This is a genomic window from Chryseobacterium scophthalmum, from assembly GCF_900143185.1.
GTDB classification, from domain to species: Bacteria; Bacteroidota; Bacteroidia; order Flavobacteriales; family Weeksellaceae; genus Chryseobacterium; species Chryseobacterium scophthalmum.
On the sequence record NZ_FSRQ01000003.1, the window covers coordinates 63,179 to 78,375 of the forward strand.

The window sequence follows — 15,197 nt, forward strand, 5'->3', positions numbered from 1 at the left end:
TATGAATCTTAAATTAGCCATACAATTATATAAAAACATGGGAACACGGTATGTAGCATACCGTGTTCGTCATGAGTTTGAAAAAAAGACGGGACAACTCAAGAAAAAACACCCATATAACCTTTCTCTTTCTCAACCAATTTCTTTAGCAGATTGGAAAGCATCTAAGAAAGAATTTTTAATTGATGCCAAAGAAAAATTACAAATACAAAAAATAAATTCTCAACAATTAAAAGAAAAGGCTGAAAAAATTATTTCGGGAGAATTATTGTTTTTTAATGCGAATTGGTTATCTCTCGGAAAAGATTATAATTGGATTACGAATCCCTCAAATGGTTATCAATATGATAGCAAAAAGCATTGGTCGGAAATTCCCGATTTGTCCGAAGAAGCAGGTGATATAAAATTTGTGTGGGAAAAGTCAAGATTTTCTTATTTATTGACTTTAATTCGTTATGACTATCATTTCGATCAAGATTTATCAGAATTTATTTTTTCGGAAATCGATTCATGGATAATTGCTAACCCAATTAATCAGGGACCGAACTGGAGATGTAGTCAGGAAATTTCTTTGCGTATATTCAATTGGTGTTTTGCTCTTTATTATTATCAGAATTCAGCGGCATTGACAGAAGAACGTTGGCAAAAAATACAGAATGTTATGTATGCCTCTCTTCATCATGTTTATCATCATATTGATTTTTCAAGGATAGCGGTGCGTAATAATCATGCGATTACAGAAACATTATTTCTGAGTTTATCAAATATTTTATTTCCATTTATTCCTGAAGCAAAAAAATGGTCCGAAAAAGGGTTGAAATGGTTTGAAGAAGAAATCAATTATCAAATCTACAATGATGGTACATTTTTGCAGTTTTCTATGAACTATCATCGCGTAGTTATTCAGTTGTTATCTTTCGGAATAAGTTTGACACACAAGAATAATTTTAAGTTTTCTGATGTTGTTTATGATAAAGCATATAAATCACTGAATTTTCTTTATCAATGCATGCAGGACGAAAACGGAAAACTTCCCAATTATGGTTCAAACGATGGGGCATTATTTTTCCCTTTAGCTGATGCTGATTATAGAGATTATAGACCTCAACTCAATACACTACACTATATTTTAACCGGAAAAAGTATTTTCGAAAATAAAGAAATTGAAGAAGATTTATGTTGGAATGGGAAAACATTTGCTCAAAAAAAATTTAAGCCAATTACCAAATTGAAAGGAACGCTTTCATTTGAGGATGGAGGATATTATTTATGCAGAAATGATGATTTCTTTACTTTTATCAGATGTGGAAACCATAAAGATCGCCCTGCACAGGCGGATAATTTACATTTAGATATATGGTATAAGGAACACAATATATTACGTGATTCCGGTACCTATAAATATAATACAGATGCTGAAAAGCTAAAATATTTCATGGGCTCTCTTTCCCACAATGTGGTGATGGTAAATGATGAATCACAAATGTTGAAAGGTGGACGTTTTATATGGTATTTTTGGTCACAGAAACTTAATGCTGAGTGGAGAGAAACAGAAACTGAGTATTTATTTACCGGAAGAATTAAAGCTTTTGAATTTTTAAATAAAAGTGCATTTCAAGATCGTACCATAAGAGTTTCTAAAATAAATCCTCAGTGGATTGTTGAAGATAATCTTCAAAATTTAGATGATTTTTCAATGAAACAGATTTGGCATCCAAACGATAACAAACTTAATATTGAATCTGATAAAGAAAGACATAAATTCGATTCATTTAATTCAGACTATTACGGAAACTATACGAATGAGAAATCTGTTTATTTTAAATTTAATAAAAATATCAGTACAATAATTACTTATAATCTATCATGAGAATTTTACTATTACATCAGTATTTTTTAGAAGAAGATGATTCGGGAGGATCCAGATGGAATGAAATTACAAAGACTTGGACTTCTCAAGGGCATGAAGTGACTGTAATAGCAGGAATGATGCATTATACAGGAACTGAAAAAAGAGCGGAATATAAAGGAAAATATTTTGTAAAAAAGAAACAGGGAAATGTGACCGTTCACAGAACTCATGTGTCAGAAGCATACAATAAGGGTTTCATAGGTCGTTTATGGGGGTATTTTTCATTTATGTTCTCATCATTTTGGGCAGGTATTTTTCATATAAAAGGAAAATATGATGCAGTTATTGTTACCTCGCCTCCATTATTTGTAGGTGGTTCTGGGTATCTTATTTCAAGATTGAAAAGAATCCCGATGATATTTGAAATCAGAGACTTATGGCCGGAATCTGCTATTGATACAGGAGTGCTTACTAATAAATTGGTCATTAAATTAGCTTACTGGTTTGAAAACTTTATTTATAAAAAAGCAAGACTTATAAATGTTCTTACTCCAGCTTTCTATAAAACCTTAAATGAAAAAAAAGGGGTAAACAAAAATAAATTGATTATGATTCCTAATGCTGCAGATTTCTCTCTTTCAGAAGAGATACTTGCAACATTTAACCGAGAAGATTTCAGAAAAGAACATGATCTTGAAAATCATTTTGTAATTACTTATGTTGGGGCACATGGTGTTGCCAATCATTTAGATCAAATTTTAGATTCAGGGAAAAAACTTGAGGATACAAATGTTTTATTTCTTTTAATTGGTCAGGGAATGGAAAAAGAACGTTTGATTGAAAAGTCAAAAAAAATGAAAAATACAAATGTTCGTTTTTTAGATCCAGTTCCTAAAAAAGAAGTTTTTAAATATATTTTAGCATCGGAAATGGGAGCCTCTGTATTAAAAAAAGTGGATACTTTCAAAACGGTTTATTCTAACAAATCTTTTGACTATTTTTCGTGTAAAAAACCTATTCTGATGGCGATAGACGGAGTGTCAAGAGAATTAGTTGAAGACGCAAAAGCAGGAGTTTATGTAGAGCCGGAAAATGCAGATGAATACAACAAAGCAATTCGTGAATACCTTAGTGATGAAATCAGACTGAAACAGGAGGGTGAAAATGGATACGAATATGCAAAACAAAATTTTGATAGAGAAGTTTTGGCAGATAAATATCTGGAATCTATCAAGCAAATTTTACGTTAATCATGTTATATTTAATAATAAGATGATGTATAAAAATTTTATTAAAAGATTATTCGATTTCTCAATAGCATTGTTGGGGCTAATAATTTTGAGTCCAATTTTCGTTATTATTACTATAGGTTTATATTTTGCAAACAATGGAAAACCGTTTTTCTTTCAGGCTCGTCCAGGATTAAATGAAAAGATTTTTAAAATTATTAAATTTAAAACGATGAATGATAAAAAAGATTCATCGGGAAATTTGTTGTCTGATGCAAAAAGATTAACAAAAATTGGAATGTTTGTCCGTAAAACTTCTTTGGATGAAATTCCACAGTTAATTAATGTTTTAAAAGGGGATATGTCCCTAATTGGTCCACGTCCTTTATTGCCTCAATACCTGCCTTTATATAACGAAATTCAAAAGAAGCGTCATAAAGTTAGACCAGGAATTACAGGATGGGCACAGGTTAATGGAAGAAATGCCATATCTTGGACTAAAAAATTTGAACTTGATGTTTGGTATGTGGATAACGTTTCATTAAGTACCGATTTAAAAGTGTTTTTGACTACTTTTAAAAAAGTATTTAAAAGTGAGGGAATTTCACAAGATGGACAAGTGACGATGGAAGCGTTTAACGGTGAAAATTAAAATAATATGAAAAAAATAGCAATTTTTGGAGCAGGGGGATTTGGTCGAGAAGTTAAAACAATTATTGATGCAATTAATAATAATTGCCCAAATACCTATGAATTTATAGGTTTTTATGATGATGGATTGGAAAAAGGAAGTTTGGCAAATGGTCATCCCATTTTAGGAGGAATAAATGAAATTAATGAATTTTTGGATAATCTTATGTTGGTGATTTCAATCGGAGACCCAAAGATTAAGAAAAAAATTATAACTCAAATTAAGAATGAAAAAATTTCTTACCCAACAATTATTCATCCAAAAGCTTCTATTTCTAATGATTTTGTAAAAATAGGAAATGGATGTATCATCTGTGAGGGAACAATCATAACTTGTAACATTGAAATAAAAGATTTTGTTATTTTAAATTTGATGTGTACAGTAGGACATGATACTATTATTGAGGATTACTGTGCTTTCATGCCATCTGTTAATATCTCAGGTGAAGTGAAAATTGAACAAGGAGTGTACGTTGGAACAGGAGCGAAAATTATTAATCTTCTAGAGATTGGAGAAAATACAATTGTGGGAGCAGGAGCAGTAGTGTCCAAAAGTTTACCAGCTAATTGTACAGCAGTTGGAATACCTGCAAAACCCATTAAATTTCACGAATAAAATTAAATTATGCAAGATAAAATCTGGCTATCATCCCCACACATGGGAGGTAACGAACAAAAATATATCAATGAAGCATTTGATGCCAATTGGGTAGCGCCTTTAGGTCCTAATGTTGATGGTTTTGAAAAAGACATAGAAACATTTTTAGATGCGAATGTAAAAGTAGCAGTACTTTCAGCAGGAACAGCAGCTCTCCATTTAGCATTGATTGAGTGCGGTGTTGAATATAGAGATGAAGTAATTTGTCAGTCAATGACGTTTTCAGCTTCTGCAAATCCAATTGCTTATTGTGGTGCAACTCCTATTTTCATCGACTCAGAGAAAGATACCTGGAATATGTGTCCCATTGCTTTAGAAAAAGCAATTCAAGACAGGATTTCAAAAGGTAAAAAGCCAAAAGCAATCGTTGTCGTTCATTTGTATGGAATGCCTGCAAAAATGAATGAAATCGCTACAATTGCTGAAAAATATGAAATTCCTGTGATTGAAGATGCTGCAGAAGCTTTAGGCTCAACTTACAAAGGAAAAGCTTGCGGAACATTCGGACGCTTTGGTATTTTGTCTTTTAACGGAAACAAGATTATAACAACTTCTGGAGGTGGTGCTTTAGTTTGCCATTCTCAGGAAGATAAAGATAAAGCCGTGTTTTTGTCAACACAAGCGAGAGATAATGCTCCTCATTATCAACATTCGCACATTGGATACAATTATCGTATGAGCAATATTGTAGCGGGTATTGGTCGTGGACAAATGGAAGTTTTAAACGACAGGGTAGAAGCACGCAGAAAAATGCACGATTTCTATGTTGATGTTTTTAAAGATATTAATGGAGTAGAGGTTTTTTCTGAACCTAATGAGGATTATTACTCTAATCATTGGTTATCGGCAATTGTAATTGATGAAAAGATAGCTGGAAAAAATCTTGAAGATTTAAGATTAGCTTTTCTTGAAGACAATATAGAATCAAGACCTCTTTGGAAACCAATGCATTTACAGCCTGTTTTTGCAGATGCACCTTACTATGGGACAAATGTAGCTGAGAAACTATTTGATAATGGTCTATGTTTACCATCAGGATCTAATCTTTCTGATAAAGATAGACTACGAATTAAAGAGGTAATTATAAATTTTTTTCATGATAAAACTTCTCAATGATAAAAAACAAATCCTGAAAGTTGACTAAACTCTCAGGATTTTTTATTTAATATTTTTTCATTCTTATATTTCCGAAATATCTTTCCGCTTAACTAAAATATAGCTGATTTAAAAAAGGCAATAAATTAATTTTATATTAAAATTAGATTAAAACAAGGCTGGATTTTTTATATTTTAATTATCTATTACATAAAAAAAATCCAGCCTCTTGAATAGATTAATATGAAAGTATAAAAGGTTTCCTTAAAATATAATTACTCGTATATTTACACAATAATAGAATTTAGATTATTTAGCGTAATTAAGTATTGATGTCAGAATTTTATAAAGCAATTTATTTTCTAAGTCAAAATTCATATAATGAAAAGAATATTTATGGTCAGTGTGAAAACTATAAATCAATTTAAAATAGAATTGATTTAGTATGACATTGAGAAATCAAGTTATTACTGGTGCAGTTTGGACGTATGGCCAACAGTTTGGAACTCAGATTGTACAGTTTGGGGTGTCAATTATTTTAGCGAGACTTATAGCTCCTTCAGATTTTGGACTTATAGGAATGATTACTATTTTTATTGGTCTTGGAACTGCACTATTTGAAGGAGGCTTAACCAATTCCTTAATTAGGTCTACATCTCTCAATGATGATGATTATTCTACTGTTTTTATTTTTAATGTTTTAGTGAGTTGTATAATTTATGTGATTATTTTTATTACAGCTCCGTTTATTGCTGATTTTTATGATCAGCCTGTTCTAAATAATTTAATTAGAATATACAGCATCTCATTCATCATCAATTCTTTATCTGCTGTACATAATACATTGTTGATCAAAGAAATGAAATTTAAAAAAATTGCAATGATTGCTTTGCCATCATTGATTGTATACAGTATTATTGCAATTTTAATGGCTTTTCAAGATTATGGAGTTTGGAGTTTGGTATATTCCTTTCTGGCGAGTTCATTAGTTTCTACAGTTTCACTTTGGTTTTTTAGCGGTTGGAAACCAAAATTAAGATTCAGCAGAGAAAAATTTAAGCTTCATTTTGGATATGGTAACAAATTAATGCTGTCATCGGTACTGGATATTATTTTTACAAATCTGTATCAGATTGTTATCGGTAAAATGTACAATGCAACGCTCTTAGGATATTATACTAGAGCAAATACTTTAATGATGCTGCCGGTTACTAATATTTCTACAACGTTAAATAAAGTAGCATTTCCTACATTTTCACAGATGCAGAATGATGATGAACGATTAAAATCAGCTTATAAAAGAATTATGTTATCAGTGATTTTTTTAGTAACTCCGGTATTGACGCTTATGATGGTACTGGCAAAATCTCTGATTATATTTTTACTGACAGAAAAATGGCTTGCGATAGTTCCGATGTTTCAGATTTTGTGCTTGTCAGGAATATTATACCCTTTGCATATTTATAATTTGCTGATTTTACAAGTGAAAGGGAAATCGAATTTATTTTTATATTTGGAAGTGGTCAAAAAAATAATTACTGTCATTGTGCTGATTATATCTTTTTATTTTGGCTTTTATGGGTTGTTATGGGGACAGGTGATTTTATCAGTTATATGCCTTTTTATCAATACTCATTATGCCGGAAAATTTTTGAATTACAATGTATTTCAACAGCTTAAAGATATTTTTCCGTTATTTTTACTCTCATTTATAATGGCAATATTATTATACTTTGCTGATAAATATTTATTCATATCATTATCTAATTTTTGGAAGCTTGTTTTTGGAACTTTTATGGGGGGATTTTTTTATATTTCAGCCTCTGTAATTTTTAAACTTTCCAGTTTTCATGAAATTAAAAAAATAGTAATAAAAAGATGATTCCTGTAGTAAAACCTTTTCTTCCTCCAAAGGAAGAGTATCAGAAATATGTAGAAGATATTTGGTCTAGAAATTGGCTTACCAATATGGGGCCTCTTGCCAGTCAATTAGAAATTGAGCTAAAAGATCATCTAAAGGTTAATCATTTACTATTTGTTACCAATGGTACTATCGCTCTGCAGATGGCAATAAAAGCTTTAGAAATAACAGGTGAAATTATTACGACGCCTTTTTCATTTATTGCAACCACGAGTTCTATAGTTTGGGAAGGATGTAAACCTGTGTTTGTAGACATCAATTCAGAATCTCTCAATATTGATGCTTCAAAGATAGAAGCAGCAATTACCAAAGAAACTTCTGCGATATTGGCAACACATGTTTATGGAAATCCGTGTGATGTTATTGCTATCGAAAAAATTGCAAAAAAACATAATCTGAAAGTCATCTACGATGCTGCGCATGCATTTGGTGTAGAGGTAAATGGAAAGTCTATTTTTGAATATGGTGACATCTCTACATGTTCATTACATGCTACTAAATTATACCATTCGGTAGAAGGTGGATTAATAATCTGTTCAGATGCAGCATTACTTAAGAAATTAGCATCCATCAGAAATTTCGGGATTTCCGGATTCGACAGTTTTTCAGATTTAGGTATTAATGGGAAAAATTCAGAATTTCATGCGGCAATGGGAATTGTGAATTTAAAATATATTAATGAAATTCATAAAAAGAGAAAAGCATTATCACAGCTATATGACGAAAAATTGAAAAACTTAAAAGCAGTAAAACCAATTTGGAGTGATAGCTCAAATGAAAATTATGCTTATTATCCAATAATACTTGAAAGCGAAGAATTACTTTTGAAGTTGAAGACAGATTTGGATAAACATGAAATCTTTACGAGAAGATATTTTTATCCAAGTTTAGCTTCTGCGCTTCCTTATTTACCGAAGTTAGAGTTGGCTGTTACCGAAGATATATCAAAAAGAGTTTTATGTCTTCCTTTCTATTATGATTTGGCTTTTGAAGAAGTAGGAATGATTTCTAGAATAATGTTAAGAATACAAAATAATTAAAATAATATGCTGATAATTGGTGCAAAAGGATTTGCTAAAGAGGTTTTAGAAGTTTGTCATCAAACTAAGCAACTGGATGGTTTGGTATTTTACGATGACGTTAATAATGATGTATTGGGACTTTTGTATGATACATTTCCCATTATCAAGTCAATGGAAGAAGCACAAAACTATATTGAAAATACAGATAACCGTTTTAATATAGGTATTGGTGGTCCACACTTAAGAGAAATGTTATACAACAAATTTTTGAATGTTGGTGGTGTATTTGTTTCTTTAATTGCAGAATCATCGGTTATCGGACACTATGCAAACAGTATAGGAATTGGTTGTAATATTATGCAAAAAGTAGTGATAACCAATAATGTAACAATTGGGAAAGGCGTAATCATAAATCAGATGGCGTCGATAGGTCATGATGTAGTTATTGGTGATTTTGTTGAAGTTTGTCCGAATGTATCTATTTCGGGAAATTGTACAATTGGAGAAAAAACATTTATAGGAACAAATGCTGTAGTATTACCTAAAGTAAGTATCGGGAAAAATGTTATAATAGGTGCAGGTAGCGTTGTTACAAAAGATATTCCGGATAATTGTACTGCTGTTGGCATTCCTGCAAAAATTATCAAGCAAAGTTAAGGATTTTTGACATGAACAGTTATTTTATAATAATAACTTAAAAGAAAGCGATTAAACAAATCTGTTGTTATAATTGAATAAAAATAAATTAAATTAAATAAAAAATATATATGATTTCTAAAGAATCAAAAATATATATAGCAGGTCACCGAGGTATGGTAGGATCTGCAATCTGGAGACAGTTATCGGAACAAGGGTATACTAATTTGATTGGTTTAACCAGTGGTGAATTAGATCTTAAAGATCAGAAAGCCGTCGCAGATTTTTTTGTGACTAAAAAACCTGATGTTGTAATTGATGCGGCAGCTAGGGTTGGAGGTATTTTAGCTAACAATACATTTCCTTATCAGTTTTTAATGGAAAATATGCAGATTCAAAATAACTTGATTGATGCAGCATTGAAAAATGATGTTGAAAAATTTATTTTTCTTGGTTCGTCTTGCATCTATCCTAAATTAGCGCCACAACCATTAAAAGAAGAATATCTTTTGACAGACTCTTTGGAACCAACCAACGAATGGTATGCCGTAGCTAAAATTACAGGAATTAAAACCTGCGAAGCCATCAGAAAACAGTTTGGTAAAGATTATGTGTCTATGATGCCTACAAATTTATATGGTACTCACGATAATTTTGATTTAAATACTTCTCACGTACTTCCTGCGATGATTAGAAAGTTTCATGAAGCGAAAGAAAATAATCATGCACCTGTAACTTTATGGGGATCAGGAACTCCTATGAGAGAATTTCTTTTTGTGGATGATATGGCAGCTTCTGTAATATTTGCTTTAGAAAATAAACTTCCTGAGCATTTATATAATGTAGGAACTGGTGTTGACTTGACCATAAAAGAATTGGCAGAATTGATACAAAAAACAATTGGTCATGCTGGTGAAATCGTTTGGGATTCATCAAAACCTGATGGAACACCAAGAAAATTGATGGATGTTTCAAAAATGCATAATCTTGGCTGGAAACATCAAGTAAGTTTAGAAGACGGAATCAGCAAAACTTATCAATGGTTTTTAGAAAATATCAATAATTTTAAAGAAGTTAAAATGTCTTAATCTACTTTTTAATTAGACAATTATCATTTATAAAAAGAATACATCACAAAGATGAAAACAGCATTAATCACGGGAGTTACCGGACAAGACGGTTCATATTTAGCAGAGCTTTTATTAGAAAAAGGATATAGAGTTCATGGTATTAAAAGAAGAGCATCTTCCTTCAATACTCAGAGAATTGATCACTTATATCAAGATCAGCATGAGCAAAATGTAAATTTTACATTGCATTATGGTGATTTAACAGATTCTATGAATATTATAAGAATTATTCAGGAAGTTCAACCTGATGAAATCTATAATTTGGGAGCAATGTCTCATGTAAAAGTATCGTTTGATTCTCCTGAATATGTTGCTAATGTTGATGGAATCGGAACTTTAAGAATTCTTGAAGCTGTTCGTATTCTTGGCTTAGAAAATAAAACTAGAATTTACCAGGCTTCTACCTCCGAATTATATGGTGGTTTGCCAGAAAATAAAAATGCAGCAGGTTTTTATGATGAAGACTCTCCATTTTATCCTCGTTCCCCTTATGGTGCTGCAAAAATCTATGCTTTTTGGATAACTAAAAATTATCGTGAAGCTTACGGAATGTTTGCTTGTAATGGTATTTTATTCAATCATGAATCTCCGAGAAGAGGAGAAACTTTTGTTACCCGTAAAATTACAATGGCTACTGCGGCAATTGCGAAGGGAAAACAGGAATGCCTTTATTTAGGAAATCTAAATGCTCTTCGTGACTGGGGACATGCTAAAGATTATGTTGAAGCAATGTGGAGAATTTTGCAGCAGGATAAACCTGAAGATTTTGTAATTGCGACAGGGATTACTACTTCAGTAAGAGATTTCGTTCGCATGGCTTTTAACGAAATAGGAGTAGAATTAGCTTTTGAAGGAGAAAATGAAAGTGAAGTGGCTAAAGTAGTAGCATGTAATAATGCCTTATATCAGTTAGAAATTGGTAAAACAGTAGTTTCTGTAGATTCTGAATATTATCGTCCTACGGAAGTAGATCTTTTGATTGGTGATCCTACAAAATCTAAAACTCAATTAGGCTGGGAACCAAAATACGATCTTTCACGACTCGTGAAGGAAATGATTGAAAGTGATTTGGAAATCTGTTAGGATTAATTCTGAATATATTTTAAAAGAAAATATTCTCGTATTATTACGATGAGTCTATACAAGAATTTAAAATAGTAATGAGAAACCTTAATTTTAAAAATATTATAAACAATATACCCCAAAATTGGAACTCATTAAAAATAGGGGTCTTAAAAAAATGAAACTCTAAAATGAATAATCCAAGAGTAAGTGTTATAACTATTACATACGGACATGAAAAGTATATAATTGATACAATAGAAGGTATAGTAAAGCAGGAGTATAATGGCGAAATTGAATACATAATATCTAATGACTGTTCGCCTGATGATACAGATAAAATTATAACGGATTATTTGACTAGAATTAATATCCCGGCAAATATTACGATAAAATATACAAAACAAGAAAAAAATATAGGAATAATACCGAATTTTATTTGGGCATTGAAACAAGCAACTGGAAAATATATTTCATTTTGTGAAGGAGATGATTTTTGGACTGACTATCAAAAGTTAGCAAAACAAATCTCATTTTTGGAAGCTAATGATTCTTATGTTTTAAGCAACACAGATTGCGATGCTTATTACCAGGATTCGGGTATGTTAGTAAAAAATATTAATTTTCTTAATAGAAAAAAATACAGATGTATTAACGATTTATTTCCTGCAAAAGATATATTGGACGCTAATTATATAATTAGAACAGCGTCGGTAGTTTTTAAAGCTTCTTTTCTGAATGAATATTACAATAGTGAGTTTTTCAAAGTATATGCTGATAAATTGATGATGGCCGATACTCCACTTTGGACATTTTTATCAACCAAAGGAAAATTCCATTACTTAAACTCATCAACAATGGTTTACCGAGTTTCAGAGTCGGGAGTAAGTAACTCAACAAATGAAAAGAAGAGCCTTCAATTTGATATCAGTGTTTGCGACATGAAATATGCAATTATCTTTGATAATTATTATAGTTTTTCGAAATTTTTAAAATATAAAAATAACTTGATTTATAATCATTTAAATGTCACTGCATTAAGTAAAAAACTAGATTTATATTATCTATTTCCGAGAGAACTAAATAGTGAAAATACTCTATTAGCAAAGTATGCTTCAAAGTCTAATTTATTTAAGGGTTTTCTCGAATATAAATTTAGAATTACTTTAATGTTTTATAATCAATTATGCAAAATCTGATAATCTTTGGAACCAGACCAGAAGCTATTAAAATGGCTCCTTTAGTTAAAGAGTTAAAAAAACACTCCAGTTTTGAAACCAGAGTATGTGTAACTGCACAACATCGAGAAATGTTGGATCAGGTTTTAGATTTTTTTGAAATTATTCCGGATTATGATTTGGATTTAATGAAAGCCAATCAAAATTTATACAGCTTAACAGCAGATATAATAACAGAGCTAAAACCTATTCTCGAAGATTTTAAGCCTAATTATGTTTACGTTCATGGTGACACTTCTACTTCTACAATAGCGGCTTTAGCAGCATTTTATGCAGGAGCAAAATTTGTCATATTGAAGCTGGTTTGCGTACCAACAATAAATGGTCTCCTTTTCCGGAAGAAATGAACAGACAACTTACAGGAAGATTGGCAGATTATCATTTCGCACCTACTCAGCAATCATATGACAATTTGATTGCTGAAAATATTAATGCTGAAAATATTATAATTACCGGTAATACAGTAATTGATGCTTTAATGGAAAGCGCCAAAAAAGTACAAAATTTAAAAATAATGAAATTGATTATTTGAAATCTATTATAAATAAAGGACAAAAAATAATTTTAGTTACTGGACATCGTCGTGAGAATCACGGAAAAGGCTTCGTCAATATCTGTGAAGCATTAAAAGATATAGCCTATGCAAATGACGAAGTCCAAATCATATATCCCGTACATCTGAATCCGAATGTTAAAAAAGTAGTGCATGAGATTTTGTCAGATATATCAAATATCAATCTTATTGACCCGTTGTCATATCCTGCGTTTGTTTGGCTGATGACTCAGTCTTACCTTATTATTACTGATTCTGGTGGAGTGCAGGAAGAGGCACCAAGTTTAGGACAACCTGTTTTGGTGATGAGAGATACTACAGAAAGACCTGAGGCTGTTGCTTCGGGAACAGTAATTTTAGTAGGAACCGATAAAGATATTATCATTAAAGAAACTAATAGCTTACTTCATGATAGCCAGCGTTACGAATCTATGAGTAAGCTTCACAATCCTTATGGCGACGGAAATGCATCAAAAAAAATTGTAGAATTTATCAACAAATTACAGGTTAAGTAATAAGTTATATGAGCAATAAACTAATTGTTTAAAAAAATAATATTCTTCTATAATTTTAAACTTTGTAAAAAGAGATTTTTAGTACTTTGTACATTATATCTAAATTGTAAATTTGATATCATATAAAGATAATGAAAACAACCGACATCTTTCACTATCTTTACAGACCAATAATGAATGAGTGAAAAAATATCCTTGGTGGAAAGCAGCGATGGATTATGGACTGAGTTTTTTAGCAATCCTTATTTTACTGCCTTTGTTTTTTATACTTTTCCTGGTCTCATCTTTAGATACAGGTTTTCCAGGTATTTTTAAACAGCAGCGAATTGGAAGGTTTGGAAACATTTTTGTCATCTATAAATTCAGAACCTATCATCGAAAATATCATACAAAATCAATTCTAGGGATATGGATGAGAAAAACCAAATTAGATGAGCTTCCACAGTTGTTTAATATTCTTAAAGGCGATATGTCTTTGGTGGGACCACGTCCCGATATTTCGGGATATTATGATACCCTAGAAGGTAATGATAGGCTTGTTCTTGAACTGAAACCCGGATTGACAAGTGAAGCAGGAATTAAATTCAGAAATGAGGAAGAAATTTTAAATCAACAAATAGATCCCTTAAAATACAATGATGAAAATATTTTTCCCGAGAAAGTGAAAATGAATTTAGAGTATTATAAACATCTCTCCTTAAAAAAAGATGCACAGATTTTGCTTAGAACATTCTTTGTTTTAAGAAAATAATGCATTAGAAATATTATGAAGTACATTAATCGGTTATTTTTCAAAGTAACCTTTCTTTCAGTTTTCCTTTTATTAGTAAATGTAAAAGCTCAGACTACTTTTAAAGTAAACGCTCCTTTTGCAATATTTGGTATGATTAATTTGGCCATAGAAAAGCCTGTAAGTAAAAAGATTTCTCTTCAGGCAGAAGGGTTTATATCTCCATGGAAATCTTTTCATGGCAAAAATCTTCAAATATACATGGGAACTTTGGAAGGAAGATATTACTTTGATGAAGTATTAAAAAAATGGTATATCGGTGCTTATGGTTCAATAGCAGCGTTTGATTTACAAAAATGGAATTATTATTCTGCACAACCCGTTTTGAATGAAGCGGGTAATCCTCAGCTTTTAGAGGATGGAAATATTCGTATGACAGAGCGTTATCAAAGGGGACTCGCTTTCATCTTCGGGGTTAGCGGTGGATATCATTTTACCATTAATGAGAAGTTAGGATTAGATGTTTTTGTTGGTATTGGTTCAACACAATCTATTTACAAAGGTTATTTGAAAGATACCAACGAACGTTACGATAATGCAAAAAAATGGAACAAAAGTGGAGAGGTCATTCCTACGAGAGCAGGATTGATGTTCACTTATAAGATACAGTAAATTTTTATTCTTACTTAAATTTTTAGTGATAGGCTTAAAGTCTCAATTTAATTAAAATAATGCTTGGAATGATAACAAATTTTAATAATGATTACAAAATGTAATAATTATTGGAATTATCAGAGCATATTACTACAAAGAATTTATAAAATATGGATATATTTGCAGGGTTTCAATAAAATAGTTTTAAACAA

At 31.1% G+C, this 15,197-nt stretch carries 13 protein-coding genes and 1 pseudogene; all 14 read left to right on the forward strand.

Annotated elements, in window-relative coordinates; all coding sequences use genetic code 11:
* Position 1 precedes the first annotated feature (1 nt).
* The 14 genes and pseudogenes from BUR17_RS15390 (at position 2) to BUR17_RS15455 (ending at position 15,003) form a co-directional block, all read left to right on the forward strand.
* A complete protein-coding gene (locus BUR17_RS15390; RefSeq protein ID WP_074231400.1) occupies positions 2-1,870 on the forward strand; it encodes a heparinase II/III domain-containing protein in 1,869 nt (622 codons plus the stop codon).
* Positions 1,867-3,102, forward strand: a complete 1,236-nt coding sequence (locus BUR17_RS15395) for a glycosyltransferase family 4 protein (RefSeq protein ID WP_074231402.1) — start codon at positions 1,867-1,869, stop codon at positions 3,100-3,102. Before BUR17_RS15390 ends, BUR17_RS15395 begins: the two co-directional genes overlap by 4 nt.
* Before the next feature lie 25 nt (positions 3,103-3,127).
* The gene (locus BUR17_RS15400) at positions 3,128-3,733 is read left to right on the forward strand and encodes a sugar transferase (protein WP_074231404.1); all 606 of its coding nucleotides are present in this window, start codon (positions 3,128-3,130) and stop codon (positions 3,731-3,733) included.
* A 6-nt stretch (positions 3,734-3,739) separates the two neighbouring features.
* Positions 3,740-4,387 carry an acetyltransferase gene (locus BUR17_RS15405; protein WP_074231405.1) on the forward strand — a complete coding sequence of 216 codons (648 nt, stop codon included), beginning with the start codon at positions 3,740-3,742 and terminating at the stop codon, positions 4,385-4,387.
* Between the two features lie 9 nt (positions 4,388-4,396).
* Complete coding sequence (locus tag BUR17_RS15410; protein ID WP_074231407.1) at positions 4,397-5,545, forward strand: aminotransferase class I/II-fold pyridoxal phosphate-dependent enzyme; 1,149 nt, start codon at positions 4,397-4,399, stop codon at positions 5,543-5,545.
* 424 nt (positions 5,546-5,969) lie between these two features.
* Positions 5,970-7,406: a lipopolysaccharide biosynthesis protein gene (locus BUR17_RS15415; RefSeq protein ID WP_074231409.1), complete on the forward strand. Its 1,437-nt coding sequence runs from the start codon at positions 5,970-5,972 to the stop codon at positions 7,404-7,406.
* Entirely contained in the window at positions 7,403-8,485 is a 1,083-nt protein-coding gene (locus BUR17_RS15420; RefSeq protein WP_074231411.1) for a DegT/DnrJ/EryC1/StrS family aminotransferase, read from the forward strand. Before BUR17_RS15415 ends, BUR17_RS15420 begins: the two co-directional genes overlap by 4 nt.
* Positions 8,486-8,491: 6 nt before the next feature.
* A complete protein-coding gene (locus tag BUR17_RS15425) occupies positions 8,492-9,124 on the forward strand; it encodes an acetyltransferase (protein ID WP_074231413.1) in 633 nt (210 codons plus the stop codon).
* Positions 9,125-9,237: 113 nt separating this feature from the next.
* Positions 9,238-10,191, forward strand: a complete 954-nt coding sequence (locus BUR17_RS15430) for a GDP-L-fucose synthase family protein (protein WP_074231720.1) — start codon at positions 9,238-9,240, stop codon at positions 10,189-10,191.
* A gap of 51 nt (positions 10,192-10,242) precedes the next feature.
* The gene (gmd, locus tag BUR17_RS15435) at positions 10,243-11,316 is read left to right on the forward strand and encodes a GDP-mannose 4,6-dehydratase (protein ID WP_074231415.1); all 1,074 of its coding nucleotides are present in this window, start codon (positions 10,243-10,245) and stop codon (positions 11,314-11,316) included.
* A 170-nt stretch (positions 11,317-11,486) separates the two neighbouring features.
* Positions 11,487-12,494, forward strand: coding sequence for a glycosyltransferase family 2 protein (locus tag BUR17_RS15440; RefSeq protein WP_074231417.1), 1,008 nt, complete (start codon positions 11,487-11,489; stop codon positions 12,492-12,494).
* Positions 12,479-13,601 (forward strand): annotated as a pseudogene (gene wecB, locus BUR17_RS15445) (non-hydrolyzing UDP-N-acetylglucosamine 2-epimerase). Before BUR17_RS15440 ends, wecB begins: the two are co-directional and overlap by 16 nt.
* A gap of 181 nt (positions 13,602-13,782) precedes the next feature.
* Entirely contained in the window at positions 13,783-14,352 is a 570-nt protein-coding gene (locus BUR17_RS15450) for a sugar transferase (protein WP_317043318.1), read from the forward strand.
* A 15-nt stretch (positions 14,353-14,367) separates the two neighbouring features.
* Positions 14,368-15,003, forward strand: coding sequence for a DUF3575 domain-containing protein (locus tag BUR17_RS15455; protein WP_074231420.1), 636 nt, complete (start codon positions 14,368-14,370; stop codon positions 15,001-15,003).
* Positions 15,004-15,197: the final 194 nt, after the last annotated feature.

Excerpts from the sequence above, each read along its gene's own strand:
- BUR17_RS15440 (WP_074231417.1), top strand. The coding sequence starts at position 11,487 with ATGAATAATCCAAGAGTAAGTGTTATAACTATTACATACGGACATGAA.
- BUR17_RS15400 (WP_074231404.1), top strand. The coding sequence starts at position 3,128 with ATGTATAAAAATTTTATTAAAAGATTATTCGATTTCTCAATAGCATTG.
- BUR17_RS15395 (WP_074231402.1), top strand. The coding sequence starts at position 1,867 with ATGAGAATTTTACTATTACATCAGTATTTTTTAGAAGAAGATGATTCG.
- BUR17_RS15420 (WP_074231411.1), top strand. The coding sequence starts at position 7,403 with ATGATTCCTGTAGTAAAACCTTTTCTTCCTCCAAAGGAAGAGTATCAG.
- BUR17_RS15425 (WP_074231413.1), top strand. The coding sequence starts at position 8,492 with ATGCTGATAATTGGTGCAAAAGGATTTGCTAAAGAGGTTTTAGAAGTT.
- BUR17_RS15455 (WP_074231420.1), top strand. The coding sequence starts at position 14,368 with ATGAAGTACATTAATCGGTTATTTTTCAAAGTAACCTTTCTTTCAGTT.
- gmd (WP_074231415.1), top strand. The coding sequence starts at position 10,243 with ATGAAAACAGCATTAATCACGGGAGTTACCGGACAAGACGGTTCATAT.
- BUR17_RS15410 (WP_074231407.1), top strand. The coding sequence starts at position 4,397 with ATGCAAGATAAAATCTGGCTATCATCCCCACACATGGGAGGTAACGAA.
- BUR17_RS15415 (WP_074231409.1), top strand. The coding sequence starts at position 5,970 with ATGACATTGAGAAATCAAGTTATTACTGGTGCAGTTTGGACGTATGGC.
- BUR17_RS15405 (WP_074231405.1), top strand. The coding sequence starts at position 3,740 with ATGAAAAAAATAGCAATTTTTGGAGCAGGGGGATTTGGTCGAGAAGTT.
- BUR17_RS15390 (WP_074231400.1), top strand. The coding sequence starts at position 2 with ATGAATCTTAAATTAGCCATACAATTATATAAAAACATGGGAACACGG.